At 73.3% G+C, this 20209-nt stretch carries 17 protein-coding genes; 7 read left to right on the forward strand and 10 right to left on the reverse strand.

From position 1 onward, the window contains the following. Window position 1: 1 nt before the first annotated feature. Window positions 2–2926, reverse strand: a complete 2925-nt coding sequence (locus SLINC_RS40520) for an nSTAND1 domain-containing NTPase (protein ID WP_079164963.1) — start codon at window positions 2924–2926, stop codon at window positions 2–4. A gap of 156 nt (window positions 2927–3082) precedes the next feature. Here SLINC_RS40520 and SLINC_RS40525 point away from each other — a divergent pair, with 156 nt between their 5' ends. Further along, on the forward strand, window positions 3083–4099 hold the full coding sequence (locus SLINC_RS40525; RefSeq protein WP_067443409.1) for a LysR family transcriptional regulator: 1017 nt from the start codon (window positions 3083–3085) through the stop codon (window positions 4097–4099). On the opposite strand, the gene SLINC_RS40530 is transcribed toward SLINC_RS40525, so the two are convergent. The 3 genes from SLINC_RS40530 to SLINC_RS40540 form a co-directional block, all read right to left on the reverse strand. Continuing rightward, the gene (locus SLINC_RS40530) at window positions 4100–5524 is read right to left on the reverse strand and encodes a M1 family metallopeptidase (protein ID WP_225988454.1); all 1425 of its coding nucleotides are present in this window, start codon (window positions 5522–5524) and stop codon (window positions 4100–4102) included. A gap of 141 nt (window positions 5525–5665) precedes the next feature. Continuing rightward, the gene (locus tag SLINC_RS40535; RefSeq protein ID WP_067443410.1) at window positions 5666–5953 is read right to left on the reverse strand and encodes a hypothetical protein; all 288 of its coding nucleotides are present in this window, start codon (window positions 5951–5953) and stop codon (window positions 5666–5668) included. A 143-nt stretch (window positions 5954–6096) separates the two neighbouring features. Then, window positions 6097–6603 (reverse strand): FBP domain-containing protein, encoded by a 507-nt coding sequence (locus SLINC_RS40540; protein ID WP_067443411.1) that lies wholly within the window; start codon window positions 6601–6603, stop codon window positions 6097–6099. Between the two features lie 86 nt (window positions 6604–6689). Here SLINC_RS40540 and SLINC_RS40545 point away from each other — a divergent pair, with 86 nt between their 5' ends. Continuing rightward, entirely contained in the window at window positions 6690–7658 is a 969-nt protein-coding gene (locus SLINC_RS40545) for a DUF3626 domain-containing protein (protein WP_079164965.1), read from the forward strand. On the opposite strand, the gene SLINC_RS46695 is transcribed toward SLINC_RS40545, so the two are convergent. Continuing rightward, a complete protein-coding gene (locus tag SLINC_RS46695; protein ID WP_182449333.1) occupies window positions 7562–8212 on the reverse strand; it encodes a PAS domain-containing protein in 651 nt (216 codons plus the stop codon). The genes SLINC_RS40545 and SLINC_RS46695 overlap by 97 nt on opposite strands. Before the next feature lie 168 nt (window positions 8213–8380). Here SLINC_RS46695 and SLINC_RS40555 point away from each other — a divergent pair, with 168 nt between their 5' ends. The 4 genes from SLINC_RS40555 to SLINC_RS40570 all read left to right on the forward strand — a co-directional run bounded on the left by SLINC_RS40555 (window position 8381) and on the right by SLINC_RS40570 (window position 14385). After that, a complete protein-coding gene (locus SLINC_RS40555) occupies window positions 8381–11548 on the forward strand; it encodes a cytochrome P450 (protein WP_067443414.1) in 3168 nt (1055 codons plus the stop codon). A 74-nt stretch (window positions 11549–11622) separates the two neighbouring features. Next, window positions 11623–12621 carry a phosphotransferase family protein gene (locus SLINC_RS40560; RefSeq protein WP_067443415.1) on the forward strand — a complete coding sequence of 333 codons (999 nt, stop codon included), beginning with the start codon at window positions 11623–11625 and terminating at the stop codon, window positions 12619–12621. An 81-nt stretch (window positions 12622–12702) separates the two neighbouring features. Then, window positions 12703–13992: an ROK family protein gene (locus SLINC_RS40565; RefSeq protein WP_067443416.1), complete on the forward strand. Its 1290-nt coding sequence runs from the start codon at window positions 12703–12705 to the stop codon at window positions 13990–13992. Between the two features lie 78 nt (window positions 13993–14070). Continuing rightward, window positions 14071–14385, forward strand: coding sequence for a hypothetical protein (locus SLINC_RS40570; RefSeq protein WP_067443417.1), 315 nt, complete (start codon window positions 14071–14073; stop codon window positions 14383–14385). A 24-nt stretch (window positions 14386–14409) separates the two neighbouring features. Here SLINC_RS40570 and SLINC_RS40575 read toward each other — a convergent pair whose 3' ends face one another. Then, window positions 14410–15438 (reverse strand): SDR family oxidoreductase, encoded by a 1029-nt coding sequence (locus SLINC_RS40575; protein WP_067443418.1) that lies wholly within the window; start codon window positions 15436–15438, stop codon window positions 14410–14412. Window positions 15439–15505: 67 nt separating this feature from the next. Between SLINC_RS40575 and SLINC_RS40580 the strand changes: the two genes are divergently transcribed. Then, window positions 15506–16174, forward strand: a complete 669-nt coding sequence (locus SLINC_RS40580) for a M15 family metallopeptidase (RefSeq protein ID WP_067443419.1) — start codon at window positions 15506–15508, stop codon at window positions 16172–16174. A gap of 3 nt (window positions 16175–16177) precedes the next feature. Here the strand turns inward: SLINC_RS40580 and SLINC_RS48230 are convergent, their stop codons facing one another. From SLINC_RS48230 to SLINC_RS40600, 4 genes are all read right to left on the reverse strand, one after another. Next, window positions 16178–16867, reverse strand: coding sequence for a DUF6215 domain-containing protein (locus tag SLINC_RS48230; RefSeq protein ID WP_067443420.1), 690 nt, complete (start codon window positions 16865–16867; stop codon window positions 16178–16180). Window positions 16868–16954: 87 nt separating this feature from the next. Then, complete coding sequence (locus SLINC_RS40590; RefSeq protein ID WP_067443421.1) at window positions 16955–17917, reverse strand: SDR family NAD(P)-dependent oxidoreductase; 963 nt, start codon at window positions 17915–17917, stop codon at window positions 16955–16957. Window positions 17918–18213: 296 nt separating this feature from the next. Next, window positions 18214–19419, reverse strand: a complete 1206-nt coding sequence (locus SLINC_RS40595; RefSeq protein WP_067443422.1) for an FUSC family protein — start codon at window positions 19417–19419, stop codon at window positions 18214–18216. 78 nt (window positions 19420–19497) lie between these two features. Next, entirely contained in the window at window positions 19498–20157 is a 660-nt protein-coding gene (locus tag SLINC_RS40600) for an HAD family hydrolase (RefSeq protein ID WP_067443423.1), read from the reverse strand. Between the last annotated feature and the right edge of the window lie 52 nt (window positions 20158–20209).

Here is a 20209-nt window from a genome sequence, read left to right on the forward strand (position 1 = left end):
CCTAGTCGCCGCACGGCGGGCTGTAGGGGATACCGGGCAGCCAGCGGTTCCACTCCGCGCGGGTGATCACCGGGCGGGCACGGGCGCAGGCCCTGCGCCCGGCGTGGGCCGCGTCGGTCTGCCAGATCTGTGCCGTGTGGTCCGAACTGCCCGTGGCGAGCGGGGCGTCGCCCTCGCCCGGGCGGAAGGCCACCACGTTGACCGCACCCAGGTGGCCGGTCAGTTCCGAGCGCAGGCCCGGGGCGCCGGTCGCCGGTAGGTCCCACAACCGGGCGGTGCGGTCCGTGCTGCCGGACGCGAGCAGCCGTCCGTCGGGGCTGAAGGCGACCGAGGACACCACGTCGGTGTGGCCGGTGAGCACGGTGCCGGTGCGCGGGCGGCGGGGATCGGCGACGCTCCACAGGCGGACCGTGCGATCGTCGCTGCCGGACGCGAGGGTCCGTCCGTCGGGGCTGAAGGCCAGGGCGTCGACGAAGTCACGGTGACCGGTCAGCACGGCGAGCGGCCGGGGGCGGCGCGGGCTGGTCACGTCCCACAGACGGACCGTACGGTCGTCGCTGCCGGAGGCCAGCGTCCGCCCGTCCGGGCTGAACGCGATCGGCTTGACGTTGAGCCGGTGCCCGCGCAGCACCACGGGCCCGCTCGCGGCGGACGACACGTCCCACAGCCGTACGGTGTGGTCGTAGCTTCCCGAGGCCAGCGTGCGGCCGTCGGGGCTGAAGGCGACGGAGAACACGATGTCGCCGTGCCCGGTCAGGACCCGGACCGGGGCGGGGCGGCGCGGCCTGGTCACGTCCCACAGCCGTACCGTCCGGTCACGTCCACCGGTGGCGAGACGGCGCCCGTCAGGACTGAACGCCACGGCGGTCATGATGTCGGGGCCGCCGGCGAACTCGCCCACGGCGACCGGACGGAAGGGATCGGTCACATCCCACAGCCGTACGGTGTAGTCGTAACCGGCGGTGGCGAGCATCCGTCCGTCCGGGCGGAACGCCAGGGCGCTCACCGCCTGTTCGTGGCCCAGCAGCGAGGCCGCGGTGACACCGAGCAGCGCGTCGCGGGTGGTGGCGCTGGGGCTGAGACGGTCCGCGGCCACGCCGAGCTGCGCCGCCAGCGCCGGCCGGTCCTGCCGCAGGGCGACCGCGTCCACCGCGACCTCCCGGGCCAGCACCTTGTTCCGCTCCCGCGTCAGCTCGTCCCGCGCGCGCAGCGCCAGCACCGCCGCGGTGACGGCCACGGCCAGCAGCACCGCCAGCAGCGCGGTCAGCCGGCGCATCTGCCGGGCGCGCCGCCGTCCCCGGGCCGACTCGGCACGTTCGGCGGCGGCACTGGCGTCGAGGAAGGTCCGCTCCTCGCTCGACAGCACCTGGTCCTCGACCTCCCGGGCCAGCGCCAGCCGGGCGCCACGGAACAGGGCGTCGGGATCCCTGCCGAGCGACTCCCACGTGCGGGCGGCCTCGGTCAGCTGACGCAGCACGCGCAACTGCTCCCGGCCCTCGGTGAGCCAGCCGTGCAGGCGCGGCCAGCAGCGGATCAACGCCTCGTGCGTCAGCTCCACCCGGTCCTGGTCCAGCGTCACCAGCCGGGCGCGGGCGGCACCCTCCAGTACGGCACCGACGTCCTCACCCATGGCCGGGCCCCGTCCGGTGTCCTCGACGGCCCCGGCCGGCGTGCCCAGGCGGGCCAGCTCGCCGAGCGGTACCCGGCGTCTGGTGTCCTCCGTGCCCTCACCCAGTGCCGTCAGCCGGACGAACACCTGCCGCGCCAGCTTCTGCCGCTCGGCGCCCAGCTCCGCGTAGAACTCCTCCGCGGTGCGGGCCAGCGCGCCCTCCAGGCCGCCCGTCGCCCGGTACGCGTCCAGCGTCAGCGCGTTGCCCCGCCGGCGCCGCCAGGTCTCCCGCAGCGCGTGGGACAGCAGCGGCAGCACACCGGCCTGTCCCAGAGCCTGGGTCGCGAGCGTCGTCAGGAGCGCGCCCTCCACCGTCAGCCCGGCGCGTACGGCGGGCTGGACGACCGCCCGCCGCAGATCCTCCAGATCCATCGGGCCGACCGGGATCTGTGCGTCGCGCATCGCCGCCACCAGGCCGGGATGGTGGGTGCAGTGCGTGTAGAAGTCGGCCCGCACGCCGATCACGACCCGGCAGCGGTTGCCGTCGGCGGTCGCGGCCGTGAGCAGCGCCGTGATGAAGTGATCGCGTTCCGCCGGGGCGCAGTGCGTGAAGAGCTCCTCGAACTGGTCGACGACAAGCACGACCTCGCTGTCGGCCGCGTCCGACCGGGCGCCGATCTGGCGGGCCAGCCGTCCCAGGTTCGCGGGATCGTCCAGCAGTTCCCGATACACGCGTCCCGGTGTGAGGTTCGCCGCGGCGGACAGGCGTACCGCGCACTCCTCCATGGGACGGGTACCCGGGGTGAACACCACGGGTGTCGCACCCGGCGCCAGCCGGGGGACCAGACCCGCGCGCAACAGCGACGACTTGCCCGAACCCGAGGCCCCGACCACCAGCAGCAGACGTTGTTGGCGCAGGCGGCGCACCAGCTCCTCCACGAGCCCCTCACGGCCGAAGAACCATGCGGCGTCGCTCGTCTGGTAGGCCGCGAGTCCGACGTAGGGCGCCGGGCCGTCGGAGCTGTCCGCGTCGGACGCCTCCGCGGCCGCGCCGAGTTCGGCGGCCAGCGCGTGCCAGGCCCGCTCCCAGTGCGCCACGTCCCCGTCGCAGGCGCGCACGTACGCCAGGGTCACGGCCAGCGTGGGCAGTACCTTGCCCGAGGCCGCGCCGGACAGCGTCGAGACCGAGTAGTGCGCCCGCTCGGCCAGTTGACGGTAGGTCGGAGAGCCGGCCTTGTTCCGCAGCCGCCGTAACTCCGCGGCGAACGCGACAATCCGCGCGTCTCCCGCCTTGAGCGGACGCTCTCCCCGAGGCATCGCGGCGGCCTCCCCCGATGTACAGACCGGATCCGTTGTCCGGAGCAAGCCCCCATTGTTCGGTATCCGTTTGTTCGGGACCACTTGGTCGATTCCGAACAACGTCCGCCCTGTACATCTGGGGCCCGGTGGGCCGCGGCGAGACGGGGGAAGCGGATGGAGCTGCGTGATGTGGAGACGTTCCTGGAGGTGGCCCGGGTCCTGCACTTCGGGCGGGCGGCCGAGCGGCTGCACGTGTCCCAGGGGCGGGTCAGCCAGATCATCAAGGGGCTGGAACGCGAGGTGGGCGGCGCCCTGTTCGAGCGCAGCAGCCGGCGGGTGCGGCTGACACCGCTGGGGGAACGGTTCCGCACCGGCGCCGCCGAGGGCCACGACCGGCTGACGGCCACGCTGCGGGAGTGCCGTGCCGTGGCCCGGCAGGTCGGCGACCGGCTGCGGATCGGCTACCAGTGGACCATGGGCGGGGAGTTGACCGACCGGCTGGTGTCGGGCTTCACCCGTGCTCATCCGCACTGCGAGGTGGTCGTCAGCAGCCTGGTGTTCCGGGCCGGCGGGAACCTGGTGCCGCTCGCGGGCGGCACCGACGTCGATCTGGTGCTGCGGTGGTCGCCGGGCGGGGACGGCAGCGCGGTCGAGGCTCCCGGTCTGGTCGTCGGGCCGCTGCTCGCCGCGGTGCCCCGCGGCGTGCTGGTCCCGGCGGCCCATCCGCTGGCCGGGCGCCGGGCGATCGTCCTGGACGACCTCCTTCCCTACGAGTTGCTGCGGCTGCCGGACGCTTTGGGAGCTCCGCTGCGGGAGCGGTGGGTCCCCACGCACACCTCCTCGGGCAGGGCGCTGCGGCACACCGACGAGGACATGAGCCGGCTGATGGGCACCGAGCACCTGCCCGTGGAGGACGTTCTCGCGCTGGTGGCACAGGGACGCGCGCTGCACCTGACGATCGCGGGCCTCCTCGACCGGGTCCCCTTTCCCGGCCTCGCCGTCGTCCCCGTGCTGGACATGCCGCCCATGGTGGTGGTCCCGGTCTGGCGGGCGGCCCGCGAGAACGCGACCATCCGCGCGTTCGTGGAGTCGGCCGCCCGCACGACCGAGGCGGAACGTGCCGTGGTCACGCGGGAGGCGGCTTCGGTGAGGACTTCTGTGGTGCGCTCTGTGAGGGAGGCCGCCCGCTAGTCACGGGACCGGGGTCGCCACCCAGTCGGGGTGGTTCGGCATGGGTGGTGTCGTGGGGCCGTACAGCCAGGGGCGGAGGAAGGATGCCAGATCCTGGCCCGACACCGCGGACGCCAGGTCCATGAAGTCCTGGGTGCTCGCGGTTCTCCCGCGGTACTTCGTGACCCAGGCCCGGTCGATCTTCCGGAAGGTCTCGTCGCCGACCTTCTCGCGCAGCGCGTAGAGCACGAGGGCCGAGCCGTCGTAGCGCATCCGTTTGAACAGGTTGGGTTCGGTGGGCTCGGCCGGGGCACCGAAGTCGCGGCGCCACAGGTTGTGGTTCGTGTACGCGGTCTTCATGGCCGCCTCGAAACTGTCGCCGCCGTGCTCCTCGGAGTACAGGCGCTCGTAGAAGCGGGCGTGGCCCTCGCTGAGCCACAGGTCCGACCAGGTGCGCAGGGCCACGCTGTCGCCGAACCACTGGTGGACCAGCTCGTGGACGAGGGTGCGCTCGGCGTCCACCCTGGTACCGAGCAGGTCGGCCTTGGGGACCAGTGAGAGGGTCTGTGTCTCCAGCGCGACCCCGAGGTCGGTGTCCCCGACCAGCACGCCGTATCGCTTGAACGGATAGGCGCCGAGGCGCTGTTCGAGCCAGCGGAGGTGCTGCGGGGTGAGGTCGAGGTACTCGTCGGTCCGGTCGACGAGCTCGTCGGGTACGAAGTCGCGCAGCGGCACGCCGTTGGTCGTCGGCCGGTCGACGGCGGTGAGTCTGCCGACGGCCATCTGCACCAGCTGGGTGGAGACGGGCTGTTCGGAGTCGTACGTCCAGCGCTCCCGGCCGCCGGTGAGCGGTTCACGCGAGACGAGCCTGCCGTTCGCCACCGCGGTCAGTCCCGTGGGTGCGGTGACACGGAAGGTGACGGGCGCGCGCTGACTCGGGTGGTCGTTCGCCGGGAAGACCATCTTCGCGCCGTTGGGCTGCGGGTACAGCACGGTGCCGCTGGGCGTGGGGATCCAGCCGTAGTCCTCGATGGCGTCGTCACGGTGGCGGATCTGGGTGGGGTCGGCGGTGTAGGTGACCGTGACGGTGAAGGTGCTCTTGCGGGGCAGCGGCAGCCAGGGTGTGACGATCAGTTCGTCGCCCTCGCGCACCGCTTCGGCGGGGGTGCCGTCGATGGTGACCTCGTGCAGGGTGTTGCCCGCGAAGTCCAGGTTGAACCGGGACAACTCCGTGGTGGCGGTGGCCCGGATGGTGGCCTTCGCCCTGAACGGTGTCTTCGGTGCCTGCCAGTCGAAGTCGAGGAGGTAGCGGTCCACGGTGTAGCCGCCGTTGCCGTCGAGGGGGAAGAGCGGGTCGCCGAGCCCGGGGGCACCGGGGACGGGGACCGAGTCGCGGCTCGTGGCCGGGGCGGCGCCGGCGGCGGGTGCGGTGAGGGCGGCGGTCATGGCGATAGCGGCGGCGAGGGTCAGTCTCAGGCCACGACGGGGTCGGGTGTCCGGGCTCATCAAGAACCTTCCGGCTGAAGGACGAAGGCGCCCCACGGGAGAGTCCGGCGGGGCGCCTCGGGGGCTGACGTGACAGGACCCCTAGTTGGGTTCCCAGTTGCCGTCGGTGGTCAGGGCCCCAGGGGTGGAGGACACCTGGAAGCCGTCCGGAGCCGTCTGGGCGCAGCCGCCGGGGCACTGCGGGGTGGCTGTGCCGGGGTCCCTCAGGGAGGAGACCTGGAAGCCGTCCGGGATGGTCTGGACGCAGCCGCCGCTGCACTGCGGGGTGAGTTCGCCCGCCTGGGCGACGGCGACCGGGCCGGTGAGGAGCAGCGCGGCGACGCTGCCCACGGTCAGCAGTCCTGCGGTCCGGCGAGGAGTCCACTTCATGGCGTTTCCCTTCTGTTCCCGTGGTCGGAACTCTGCACGGCGGGGCCGGACGCCATCAATGACCCATTGCTCATACGGCGATTAGCCATCCTCATGGGACCCCTCTGCCAGGGGCCGCGGCTGCCGGCCGCCGACCGCGTCCGTCAGTTCCGGACCGGGTCGCGCAGCTTGCCGAGGAAGGCGTTGAGGTTGTCCGTCGTGCGGGAGATCTGCTCCTCCAAGGTCAGGCTCTCCTCGAAGCGGGACCCGGAGTCCGGGATCTTCCGGCCGCGGAGATAGAGGGAGCAGGCGAGGTCGGTGCACATGTACAGGCCCACCGAGTTGCCCTCGCGGCCGGCCGTCCCCGCCTTGCGGGCGGTCATCAGGGAGACACCACCGCCGCGGTGGGTGGTCAGACAGAGCGAGCACATGCTGCGGTGCAGGAAGCCGCGCTGCGAGGACGGGAAGCGCATGGTGACGCCGAGGAGTTTCCCGTCCCGCTCGGCCACCAGATAGCTGCGGTCGGGCGCTCCGGGATCTCGCCAGCCGAGGAAGTCCAGGTCGTCCCAGGGGCGTTCGGCGAGATCCCTGGGAACGGCCAGGCGCTTGGCCTCCCCTTTGGAGCAGTTGATAAAAGAGGTGCGGATGTCCTGCTCGGTGAGTGATCTCATGGGGGAGCCTCCTGGGGGTCGATTCTCTGAAACCTAGGAGCCCTAGGTTCATGGCTAGGGTAGGCAGGCGCAGTGAGGGGGAGCCAGTGGATTTCCGGGATGTCGGTTCGGTGAGGGCGCGGCTCGCGCTGCGCCATGTTGCGGGTGTCTCCTCGGGGCCGGCCCTCGCCGGTGACCTGCGCATCACGCTCAACTTCCACCCGGACCGGCTGGTGCGCGGCCTGTCCGTCCTGGACGCGCTGGCCCAGGACGGCGCCTACCACTCGCAGTTCGTCACCGGTACCAGCAACGGCGGGCTCACCGCCCATCCCGGCGGCGACCGCTGGCGCTGGGAGAGCCGGATCTTCGGCGGCGCCTACGACGACGCGGACCCCCATGAGCGGCCCGTGTACGGCGCGTTGAACTTCCGCGGCCAGGTCGTCGGCGCCGCTCCTCGGTTCGGTTCCTCGCACTTCCGGCTGACCGGTGCCGCGTCGGCCCGGGCCACCTTCTGCTACCCCGACAGCGCCGCCGAGCCGGTCGACTTCGGCGTCGCCGCCGGGATGTCCCTGATCGCACTGGCCGAGGGGGACGAGCAGGACGCCCTCAACGACTACATCGAGGCCCAGGTGCACGCCGGTGTCGTCCTCGCCCGGGACGTGGAGGCGCTCGTCCTGGACGCCTGCTACCGCGGTACGTCCGTGGAGGCGGCCGCGCGTCGGCTGCCCTGCCCGGTGGAGTGGCACCCCGGCTACCGCCTCACGGTCGCCGAGCTGTACCGCCACGCCGACTACCGCGGGCCGGAGTACGCCGACCTGGGCGCCCGCATCGCCGAGGACGGCCGGATCGACCCACGGATCATCGGCGACGCGGCCCGCACGGGGCGCCACGAACTCCAGGACCTGAAGATGGTGTGGCACACCCTGGCCCGCTTCGGCGCGCCGGAGGGAGCGGGGACGGCCCTGCGGCAGAGCGCCGTCTACTCCTCGGTCGTAGAGGCCGGTGTCACTGAGGCCGGTGTCGCCGAGGCCGGTGTCGGCGGCCACACCCCGGAGGTCAGCACCCCCAGCGCGTAGGCGCGCGCGACCAGTTCCGTACGGTTCGCCGCGCCCCAGCGCGCGGACAGGCGCCGCAGGTGGTAGGTGACGCCGTCCGTGGTGAGCCCGGTCTCGCGGGCGGCCCGTGCGGTGGTGGCGCCGCCGGCGAGCAGGGCCAGGATGCGGGCCTCGACCGGCGCGACCCGCACGGGTGCCGCCTCCCGTGCGTGCGGCTCGCGCTCGCCCAGGACCCGCAGCATCACCAGCAGCGCGGGCGTCTCCTCGACCGTGTCGCTCACCGGGTCCGCCGTCAGCTCCCCGTACTTCCGCGTACCGCCGGGCCCCTCCCAGGTCACCGACACCTGGTAGCGGGACCGGTGCCGCAGCCGCAGCGCCTGGGCGATCCGCTCCACCTGACCTGCCTCCCGCGGGCGGAACAGGTCCAGCACCTCACGCCCGCGCAGCCGCCCCGGCGCGGTCCCGCACTCCGCGGCCATCGCCGGATTGGCCAGCAGGACAGCGCCGTACACATCGCAGACCGCGACCGGCACCGAGACCCGGTCGAAGATCAGGAAGGCGCGGTTGCGCCACATCACGGCTTCCGGGTGGGGCGAGTCCACAAGCACCTCCAGTCGCTCGACGCAAGGCCGACGCATGTACGTGCACTACACAATCATGTAGGTCCGGGGCGCGGGCGGCCGGGTGGCGTGGACCACCCTTGATCTCAGTACTCCCGTACCGCGAAAGGCAGTTGTCGCGCCATGCCCCCCACCGCGCAGACCACCCCGGATCTCCCCGACGTCCCGGTCGTCGACATCTCCGACACCGGCCCCGGGTGCACGCCCCTCCAGCAGGTCATGGGGCTGATGCGCGAGCACGGCCCGCTGCTGGTGCGCAGGCTGCACGGGCGGGACGTCACCTTCGTCGCGGACCTGGACCTCGTCACCGAGCTGGCCGACGAGACCCGGTTCGCCAAGGCGGTCGGCCCCGCGCTGGAGAACGTCCGGGAGTTCGCCGCCGACGGGCTGTTCACCGCCTACAGCGAGGAACCGAACTGGGCCAGGGCCCATGACATCCTGATGCCCGCCTTCGCGCTGGGCTCGATGCGGACCTACCACCCGGTGATGCTGGAGGTGGCGCGTCGGCTGATCGGCTCCTGGGACCGGGCCGCCTTTGCCGGACGGCCGGTGAACGTCCCGGACGACATGACCCGGATGACGCTCGACACCATCGGCCTCGCCGGATTCGGCTACGACTTCGGCTCCTTCGACCGGGACGAGCCGCACCCCTTCGTGGAGTCGATGGTGCGCTGCCTGGAGTGGGCCATGACCCGCCTGGCCCGCACCCCCGGCAGCGACCACACGGCGGCCGACGAGGCGTTCCGCACGGACGCCGCCCACCTCGCGCAGGTCGTCGACGACGTGATCAACGCCCGTCTGGCCTCCGGCGAGAGTGGCGGCGACGACCTCCTCGGCCTCATGCTCACCGCCACGCATCCGGCCGACGGCACCACCCTGGACACCACCAACATCCGCAACCAGGTGATCACCTTCCTGATCGCCGGTCACGAGACGACCTCCGGCGCGATGTCGTTCGCGATGTACTACCTGGCCAAGCACCCGGCCGTGCTCCAGCTCGTACGGCGCGAGGTGGACGAACTGTGGGGCGACACCGCCGACCCGGAGCCGACCTTCGACGAGGTCGGCCGGCTCACCTACACCCGGCAGGTCCTCAACGAGGCGCTCAGGCTCTGGCCGACCGCCGCCGCGTTCAGCCGTCAGGCCCGCGAGGACACCCTGCTCGGCGGCCGGATCCCGCTGCGCGCCGGACAGGCGCTCACCGTCGTCGCGCCGATGCTCCACCGGCAGCCCGTCTGGGGCGACAACCCCGAGCTGTTCGACCCCTCCCGCTTCACGCCCGAGGCCGAGGCGGCCCGCTCCCCGCACGCCTTCAAGCCCTTCGGCACCGGTGAACGCGCCTGCATCGGGCGGCAGTTCGCCCTGCACGAGGCGACCATGCTGCTCGCCCTCCTGGTCCACCGCTACCGGCTGCACGACCACGCCGACTACCGCCTCACCGTCAAGGAGGCGCTCACCCTCAAGCCCGACGGCTTCACCCTCACCCTGACCCCGCGCACCGGCGCCGACCGCGCCCACCCGCCCCTGCCGGGCGCCGCGCCGCTGACCGAGGCCGCCGCGGTCTCCGACGCCGCCCTCCCCGCCCGGGTCCGCCGGGGCACCCGCGCCCTCTTCCTGCACGGCAGCAACTACGGCACCTGCCGCGACTTCGCCGCCCGGCTCGCCGACGAGGCAGCCGCCGTGGGCTGCGAGACCGAGGTCGCCCCGCTGGACGCCTACGCGGGCGGCCTGCCCACCGACCGCACGGTCGTGATCACCGCCGCCTCCTACAACGGCCAACCCACCGACGACGCCCGGCAGTTCGCGACCTGGCTGGACGAGGCCACCGACGCCGGCGGCGTCCACTACGCCGTCCTCGGCGTCGGCGACCGCAACTGGGCCGCCACCTACCAGCACGTCCCGACCCGCATCGACGAGCGCCTCGCCGAACTGGGCGCCACCCGCCTGCTGGACCGTGCCGCCGGCGACGCCTCCGGCGACCTCACCGGTACCGTCCGCGCCTTCACCGCCGACCTGCGCACCGCGCTGCTCACGGCCCACGGCGACCCGGACGCCGTCGCCCCGGCGCCCGAACCGGAGACCGCCTACGAGGTCCGGACCCTGACCTCGGGCCCGCTGGACGCCCTCGCCGAGCGGCATGACCTGGTCCCGATGACCGTCACCGAGGCCTACGGCCTCACCGCCCCCGGCCACCCCCGCCTCAAGCGGTTCGTACGGCTCGCCCTGCCGGCCGGCACCACCTACCGCACCGCCGACCACGTCACCGTGCTCCCGGTCAACGACAAGGCACTCGTCGAGCGGGCCGCCGCGGCCCTCGGCGTCGACCTGGACTCCGTCCTGGACATCAGGGCCACCCGCCCGCGCAGCGACGGCCTCGCCGTGGACCGGCCCTTGACGGTACGTCAACTGCTCGCACACCACGTCGAGTTGCTCCGGCGCCCGAGTGCCGGGCAGCGGTCCGCGCTGGCCACCGCCAACCCCTGCCCGCCCGAGCGCGCCCAGTTGGCCGCCCTCGGCGACGACGACCCGCGCACACTGGTGGAGCTCTTCGAGGCCTACCCGGCCCTGCGCGGCGCCCTCGACTGGCCGGCGCTGCTCGACCTCCTCACGCCCCTGCGCCCGCGCCACTACTCGGTGTCCTCGTCGCCGGCCACCGACCCCGGGCACGTCGACCTGATGGTCTCCCTGCTGGAGGCGCCCGCCCGCTCCGGCAACGGCACCTACCGCGGCGTCGGCTCCGGCCACCTCGCCGGCGTCCAGCCCGGGGACACCGTCCTGGCCCGCGTCCAGCCCTGCCGGGACGCCTTCCGGGTCGACCACTCCCGGCCGGTCGTCATGATCGCCGCCGGTACCGGCCTGGCGCCCTTCCGCGGAGCCGTCGCCGACCGGGTCGCCGCGCTGGCCCGGGGGGAACAACTGCCGCCCGCCCTCTGCTACTTCGGCTGCGACGCCCCGGAGGCCGACTTCCTGCACGCCGAGGAACTGCGCGCCGCGCAGACCGCCGGGGCCGTCCGCCTGCGCCCCGCCTTCAGCGCCGTACCGGAGGGCGAGGTGCGGTTCGTGCAGCACCGCGTCGCCGCCGAGGCCGACGAGGTGGCTGAGCTGCTGGACGCGGGCGCCCGGGTGTACGTCTGCGGCGACGGTTCGCGGATGGCCCCCGGGGTGCGGGAGGCGTTCCGTACGCTGTACCGGGAACGCACGCCGGGTGCCGACGAGGCCGCCGCCGAGCGCTGGCTCGACGGGCTGGTGCGGGACGGCCGCTACGTCGAGGACGTGTACGCGGCCGGCTGACGACCGGTACGCGGGCGACCGACGCGGCAGGACGCGGCAGGACGCGGCAGGACGAAGAGGAGAGTGGACGAGCGATGGACTCCTGGGAACGTGCCCGGCTCGTACTGGACGGCGCACATCTGTCCGCGGACCGCCTCGCCCACCTCCGCCCGCTGACCGGCGGCACCTACAACACGGTGGAGGAACTCCTCCTCACCGACGGCAGCCGCTACGTCCTGAAGGTCGCCCCCGACCCCTCCGTCCCCGGGATGAGGCACGAGAAGCGGCTCCTGGTCGCCGAAGCGGAGTTCTACCGCGCGGCCGCCGAGGCCGGCGTCCCGGCACCGCGCACCCTCGCCCTCGGCGAGGAGCCCGCCGTGGCGCATCTGCTGATGACGGCCTGCCCCGGCGAACCCTGGGACGGGTCCGTCACGGACGCCGAACGGGCCCCGCTGCGCACCGAGTTGGGCCGCCAGACGGCCCGGCTGCACCGGATCACCGGGCCCGGCTTCGGCTACCCCTCCGGCGCCCTCGGACCGCTCGCCCCCGACTGGCGGACCGCCTTCGGCATCATGGTCGAGGCGGTCCTGGACGACGTCCGCGACTACCGGGCCCGGCTGCCGCGTCCCGTCGAGACGGTGGCCCGCACGCTCAGGGCCGGTTTCCCCGCTCTCGACGAGGTCATCACACCCCGTCTGGTCCACTTCGACCTGTGGGACGGGAACATCCTCCTGGACCGCCCGGCAGGCGAGGAGCCCCGCATCGGCGGGCTCATCGACGGCGAGCGGATGTTCTGGGGCGATCCCCTCGCCGACTTCGTCTCCCTGGCGCTGCTGGCGGACATCGAGCAGGACACGGCGTTCCTCGCGGGCTACCGGGACGCCGGCGGCCGGACGGACTTCGACGCCTCGGCCCGTCTGCGCCTCGCCCTCTACCGGGCCTACCTCTACCTGATCATGCTCACCGAAGGAGTCCCGCGGGCCTTCGAGGCCGATCGTTGGCGATGGCTGGAGGAGGCGGTCGCCCCCGAACTCGTGGCCGCGCTGGACGAGATCGAGGATCTCGCCCCGCGGCTCGGGCCCGTCGGCCCTTGAATCCACCTCGGGCCCGGCGGCCCTTGAATCACTCCCTCCTTTCCTCATAGTGTGAATTAAGGGTTCGGGGAAGGGGTTCGGATGGCGGGGCGGAACGGGCGCACGGTACGCGACCTCAGACGGGCCAACCGCACGGCCGTGCTGCAACGGCTCTACTTCGACGGCCCCCTCAGCCGCTTCGAGCTCGGCCCGGTCACCGGGCTCAGCTCCGGCTCGATCAGCAACGTCGTCGCCGACCTGGTCGCCGACGGACTGCTGGAGGAGGCCGGCAGCGTCGAGTCCGACGGCGGGCGCCCGCGCACCCTGCTGCGCGTCGCCCCCGGCAGCGGACACATGATCGGCGTCGACGTCGGCGAGACCCGGGTGCGCATCGAGCTGTTCGACCTCACCCTCACCGAACTCGCCCGCACGGAACGCCCGTTGACCGACCGGGAATACGAGGTCGAGGTCATCGTCGGGCACATCCGCGACGGCATCGCCGAGGTGCTGGCGGAGGTCGGCCTCGCCCCCGAGCGGCTCCTCGGCGTCGGCATCGGCGTCCCCGGCATCGTCGAGTACACCCCGGAGCGCGGAGCCGTCGTGCACGGGCAGACCATCGGCTGGGACGCGGTCCCGCTGGAGGAACTGCTGCGGGCCGGGTCACCCCTCCCGGACGACGTCCGGTACTTCATCGACAACGGCGCCCAGACCCTCGGCCAGGCCGAGATGTGGTTCGGCGGCGGACGCGGCGCCCGCAACGCCGTCGTGGTCCTCTTCGGCTCCGGCGTCGGCGCCTGCCTGGTCACACCCGAGGTGGACCATGGCCGGGCGGTGGAGTGGGGGCACCTGACGGTACGGGTGCGGGGGCGCCGGTGCCGCTGCGGCGCCCTCGGCTGTCTGGAGGCGTACGCCGGTGCCGAGTCCCTGCTGCGACGCTGGCACGAGGAGGGCGGACGGCCCCCGCAGGGCGTCGACGAGGAGACCGCGCTGACCGCGATGATGGCGGCGGCCTACCCGGGCGAGTCAGGCACGGCCGACCCCGTCGCGCTGGCGGTCCTGGAGGAGACGGCCGAGTACCTGGGGGCCGGCCTGTCCGACCTGATCAACCTCTTCCAGCCCGAGCGCATCCTCATCGGCGGCTGGGCCGGGCTCCAGCTCGGCGCGCGGTTCCTGCCCGCCGTACGGCGCCACGCCATGTCGTACGCCCTGCGCCACCCGGCGCAGAAGGTGAGCGTCGACCTCGGCCGGCTCGGGCCCGACGCGGTGACCGTCGGCGCCGCCATCCTGCCGCTCGCCGACTTCTTCGGACGCGGCGGCCGACGCCTGGAGCCCGCGCCCGAGGGGCCCGCGCCCGCCTGGCGCACCGCACTGGAGGAGCGGGCACCGCACTGACGTTTCGCCGGACCCCGCGGAGGTACTCGCCGCACTTGGCTCACAGGTGAGCCTCGTACCAGGTGAAAGGAGCACGTCGTGGCCGCCCACCGCAGCGAAGGACCCGGCGAGAACGGTGCGCCCATCCCGCGCGATCTGCCGGACCAGCAGGCGCACGACGGCGAGGACCCCTGGGAGGTCGGTGACGGCCGGGCACAGGGCGACACCGTCGACAGCACCGAGGCCGCGGACACCACCGCCGCCGAACGCGCCGGGGACTCCGAGCCCGAGGGGACCGAGGACGCCGACGCGGACGTGCCCGACACGGACGAGTCCGGGACGGGCAGGCGGGGCGCACCGCGCTCGGGTGCGGTGCACGAGGAGCACCCGGTGCCGGACGAGCCGTCGGCGTGAGCGCCGACGGCCCTCCGCCGGCCGTCAGCCCACCTTGCGGCCCCTCATCGGCTCCGTCCGGGCCCCCGCACCCTGCTGCATGCCCTGGAGGAACTCCTCCAGCACCTCGGTCGCCGTGTGCTCCGGGCGCCAGCGCAGTTCCGCGCGGGCGCGGGTGCAGTCCATCAGGGGAAGCCTGAGGACCGCGTCGAAGAGGTGCGGGGAGGCGGGCAGCAGGTGCAGGCCCCAGGCGGCGGCGATCGCCGAACGGGCCGCCGCCCGCGGCAGACGCACCGGGCGGGCGCCGAGCATCTCACCCAGCAGCTCCGCGTCGACCGGCGGCTCGCCCGCCAGGTTGAAGGCACCGCGCACGTCCGAGTGCACCGCGAGCCGGTAGGCGTCGGCCGCGTCGTCGGTGTGCAGCGCCTGCACCCGCAGCCCCGGGATGTCGGGCAGGAACGGCAGCAGCTCCGGCCGCGCCAGCGGGCCCGGCAGGAAGCGGCCGCCGAAGATCCGGCGCTGCTCGCTCGCCGACTCCCGCTTGAAGAGGAAGGCCGGCCGCATCCGCACCACCCGCACGCCGGGACGGTCACGCTCGAACGTGTCCAGCGCACGCTCCAGATAGGCCTTCTCCCGGCAGTACGCCGCGTCCGGCCAGCCGTGCGTCGGCCACGACTCGTCCACCGCGTGCCCCTTGGGGCCGGGGGAGTACGCGCCGACGGACGACGCGTGCACCAGCGTCGGCACACCGGCGGCGGCCACCGCGTCGAACACCCGCATGGAACCGAGGACGTTCGTGCGCCAGGTGGTCGCCGGATCGTGCGTGGGCTGGAACGCCCAGGCCAGATGGACCACCGCGGCGGCCCCCTCGAACTCCTTGACGAGATCGGCCTGCTCGGACGCCAGATCGACGGCGGACCACTCGGTCTTCCGCGGCGACCAGTCGGGGATCCGGCGTGCCAGGCCGCGCACGGACTCGACCTCCGGGTCCTCGGAGAGAAGGCGCACCAGGCTGGTGCCCACGTTGCCGGTGGCGCCCGTGACGACGATCCTGCTGCCCGCTGAAGTGCTCACCGTCGGCTCCTTACGGCCGCTGGACCTGCGGAGGTGCCCGAGTACCCGGGTGCGGGAGGATCACTCCATGAGTGAGATCATCCTGATGTCCGACGCCCGCGTGGCCGCCGTCGCCGTCGAGGAGTGCGGCGAGCCGCTCGTGGACGTGAGCGGGTCCCTGCTCGTCGACGACCGCAAGTACAAGGACTCCCTCGGAGCGGAGACCCATCTCCGGCGGGGCGTCCTGGAACGGCTGCTGCGGGCGCAGTCCCTGCTCCCCGACGGGCTGCGGCTCCTGTTCGTCGAGGGGTACCGGCCGCCGGCCCTCCAGCGGCGGTACTTCGAGCGGTACGCCGACGAGTTGCGGGCCGCACATCCGCAGTGGGCCGCGGACCGTATCCGAACCGCGGCCAGCCGGTACGTGTCGCCGCCCGAGATAGCGCCGCACACGGCGGGGGCGGCCGTCGACCTGACGCTCGCCGACGCGGACGGGCGTGAACTCGATCTCGGTACGGCGATGAACGCCAGCCCCGAGGAGAGCGGCGGGGCCTGTTACACCGACGCGGCCGGGATCTCCGAGGAGGCCAGGGAGAACCGGGCGGTGCTGGGGCGGGCGCTGGGCGCGGCCGGGCTCGTCAACTACCCCACGGAGTGGTGGCATTGGTCGTACGGGGACCGGTACTGGGCGTTGGCCACCGGGGCCGCTGTCGCTCCGTACGGGCCGAAGGAGCTGGAGGCCCAGGAGGCCGGAGCCTAGCGATCAGGCCTTGTTCCAGCCGGGGATGGTCGGGAGGACCTGTTCGGCCACGCGGAGCAGGGCCTCGTCGTCGGGAGGCATGCCGTCCTCGCGGAAGACGGTGAGCTCGAAGGAGCCGCCGCGGTCCCGGGCGGTCTGGGCTATGACGAGGCTGCGGGCGGGGACGCCGGGGCCGCTCTCGGAATCGCCGCCGCCGAGGTTGAAGCGCAGGGCGATGGTCTGCGTCGTGTACAGGACCGCGGGGCGGCCCAGGACGGTTCGGGGCTCGGCGGTCCGACCCAGGTACTCACCCTCCTCGGCGACGGCGAGGCCGTCGTAGGTCGCCGAGAGCTTCACGGTGTAGGTCTCGAACGTGACCTCCCCCGAGGGGGTGGCGGTCTTGGTGCCGTCGCCGGAGGTGAAGTAGCTGTCGCTGCCGCCCGCGGTCTTCGCCTTCTCCGTCGGCGTCCCCAGCAGGGTCGCGAGGTCGGGCCGGTTCAGGGCCGTGCAGAGCTGGTCCCCGGAGACGTTGCCCGAGGGCCGGGACTCGGCGGTGCTCGCCGGTGAACAGGTGGCCGGCTCGTCGGCCGCCTGCGTCTCCCGGGGGTCGAGCCCCCACAGGGCCGCCCCGATGCCCCCGATCAGCACCACCGCCGTGATGGCCTGGGCCGCCGCGTTCGGTCTCTTCTCGGACACGGCGAAGTCGTCGCCCATCGTTCCCCACCCCCGGTGATCGCGCCCCCTGCGCCGGGGCAGCGTAACCGGTGATCGTTCGGTGGGGAAACGGATTCCCGTGGGGCGTCAGGCCGCGAACGCGTTCACGCCCGTCAGCTCGGCCGACACCTCCCACAGACGGGCCGCCTGCCCGGGGTCGACCGCCCAGGCCCTGACGCCGCTGCGCTCGTCGTCGGGCGCGGCGGGCTCGGCGATGTCGCAGTCCTCCAGGTAGACACCGCCCATACCGGCCAGCTGGGGCGAGGTGGCGGCCCACACCTGGGTGGCGGCGCCCTGCTCCGGGGACTTGAAGAGCTCGGGGGTGAGCAGCGTGCCGTGCTCGTCGATCCAGCCGCGCTCGATCATCTCCGCCTGGGACAGATGCCGCTGGAGCGGGGTCATGATGCCGCCGGGGTGCAGGGAGAACGCGCGCACGCCGGCGTCCCGGGCGAGCCGGTCGAGGTGGACGGCGAACAGGACGTTCGCGGTCTTGGCCTGGCCGTAGGCCTGCCACTTGTCGTAGCCCCGCGCCCAGTGGAGGTCGTCCCAGCGGATGCCGGAGAAGTGGTGGCCGCGCGAGGAGACGGAGACGACCCGGGCGCCGCCGGGTGCGATGGCCGGCCACAGCCGGTTGACCAGGGCGAAGTGGCCGAGGTGGTTGGTGGCGAACTGGGCCTCCCAGCCGGGGCCCACGCGGGTTTCCGGGCAGGCCATGATCCCCGCGTTGTCGATCATGAGGTCGATCGTGCGGTCCGAGGCGAGGAAGCGCTCGGCGAAGGCGCGCACGCTCTCCAGGTCGCCGAGGTCGAGCTCGTCGACCTCGACGCCGTCGATGCCCTCCAGGGCCTCCCGCGCGGTGTCGGGGCGGCGGGCCGGGACGACGACGCGGGCGCCCGCCTTCGTCAGCGACCGTGTGGTCTCCAGGCCGAGCCCCGAGTAGCCGCCGGTGACGACGGCGAGCCGTCCGGTCAGGTCGATGCCGGCGAGGACCTCGTCGGCGGTGCTCGTCGCGCCGAATCCGGATCCGATCTTGTGCTGTGCAGTGCTCATGCGCGGAACGCTACGAATTCGAGTGCTCTCGAAGTCAAGCGCGGCCGGGACGGCGGTGCCGTCCGGACAGAGGGAAGCCCCGACCGGACGGGGGAATCACGGTCGGGGCGGTCGAGGTGTGGGTGCGGATGGCGGTCGCCTCTCGGCGAAGGGCTCCACAGGGCTTCAGCCGAACGATCGTCCCTGTGGGCAAAAGGTGAGGCCCGGGGACACTGTCCCATCCACACCCACGGCTGGTTCAACAGGCAACTACCCATGGGTGTTCCCCGGTCCGTCCCGTTCTGGGGTGATCCGTGTCACCGCTTCCGGGTGCCCGGCACGGTCTCGGTCCACAGGTTCTCGGCCTGCAACAACAACGTGCCCAGGACCGTCGCCCGAGCGGTGGCGTGCTCGGCGTGTTCCCGCAGCCCTTCCTGCAAGCGCTCGTGCTGTTCCCACATGGCGTCCTCGACCCGGTCGGCCGACCGGTCGTCCAGGCCCGCCTCGTCGCTGGCGCCGAGCAGACGGCGGCTCTCCGCATGGCAGGCGTCGCCGATGAGTTCCAGCAGACGGGCGTAGGAGCGCAGGGCCGGGCCGTCGGGCGGGGTGGGGATACGGTCCTCGTCGGCGGCCACGGCGAGCGTTCTGGTCAGTGCGGCGATGTGCCCGGTGACCCGGCCCCAGCGCTCGTCCTCGCTCTCGGGCGGCAGGGGCTTCGGCGCCCTGCGGACGGCGAGCAGCGGGCCGGACGCCAGCCGCAGGCTCTCCCTGCTCCAGCCGCGGGCCGAACGCAGGGCCTCCAGACGCCGTTCCAGCCGCGCCGAGCCGTGCGTCCAGCCGGCCGCGACCTGGGCGTCCCACTCGGTGGCCCGCAGATCACCGGCGACGATGTGCAGCAGGTCGCCCGCCTCCCCGGCCAGCGCCGCGAGGTTCTCCCGTACGTCCCGCAGGTGCACCGGCGGCAGGATCAGCGCGTTGACGGCGACGCCGATGACCGCGCCCAGCGCCGCCTGTCCGACCCGGTGGCCGACCGCCGACGCCGACACACTGCCCGAGGCGAGGGTGAACAGCGCGGTCGTCGCCCCGTAGATGCCCTGGTCGCCGAAGCGGGGCCAGTTCGCGAGCAGCATCAGCACCGGCACGGACAGCGCCAGCGCGCCCAGCGTGTCGTCGGTGAGCACCTGGGCGGCCGACGCGAGCAGGGTTCCGGCACACAGGGCCGTCCACTGCTGCGCGGCCTGCCGCAGCGAGCTGAACACGGTGGCCTGCACCAGCACCAGTGCCACCCAGGGCGCCATCAGGGCCATCGGGTCGCCCAGCCACACGCTCGCCACGGACCAGGCGAGCAGTGCCGCCGCGGCGGCCTTCATCGACTGCACGACCAGATCCCGCTCCCGCCCCGGCCCTCGCCAAGCAGCCCGGGCGGCCCGTCCCACGGATCCCGCCTCCCGGCGCAGCGCGTCGACGGCACGGGAGATCGGAGGGGCGCCACGGGGGCGTACCGCATCAGTCACACGCGTCATGCACAGCGGGTATCCGCCCCAACCGGCTCGTCACCTGTGTGATCCCGGGTGGGCGGCGGTTGGCTCCGCGGCGTCACGTCAGGGTGCCAAGGGGCTTTCCTCCAGGCCCGCCAGCAGGTCCGCGGGGTCGGCGTAGATGGCCGTCGCTCCCGCTTCCTCCAGGTCGGTGCGGGGGATGCCGCCGCACAGGACGCCCACGCAGCGGACGCCGGCGCGGCTGCCCGCGCGCATGTCCCAGACGGTGTCGCCGACGAAGACGGCGTGTTCGGCGCCGACACCGGCGAGTTCGAGGGCGTGTTCGACGGGTTCGGGAGCGGGCTTGCCCTCGTCGACGTCGTCGGCGCTCGCGGTGTCGGCGATCGCGTCGTCGGCGTCGATGGCGCGGCGCAGCGCGGAGAGTTCGGCGCCGCCCGCCGAGGTGGCGAGGACGACGGTCCAGCCGTCGCGGTGCAGGCGCCGCAGGAGCCGGCCGGCGTCGGACAGGGCGGGCAGCCGGTCGAAGTACTGCCCGTACAGGGCCTTGTGGGCGGCGCTCAGCTCCTCGTCCCGGCTCCGGTCCCGGTCGTCGCCGAGGAGGTGGGCGATCAGATCGGTGGAGCCGAGCCCGACGGCCCGGTGGACGGCGTGCATGGGCACCGTGTGCCCGGCCTGCCGGAAGGCCTCCCACCAGGTGGCCACGTGGAGGTGGTTGGTGTCGACGAGGGTCCCGTCGACGTCGAACACCGCGGCCCGTCCCATGCGCCGGTTCCCTTCGCTCCGTACCACTACTCGGATTTCTTCGTACCACTCG

The organism is Streptomyces lincolnensis, assembly GCF_001685355.1.
In the GTDB taxonomy this organism is placed as follows: domain Bacteria; phylum Actinomycetota; class Actinomycetes; order Streptomycetales; family Streptomycetaceae; genus Streptomyces; species Streptomyces lincolnensis.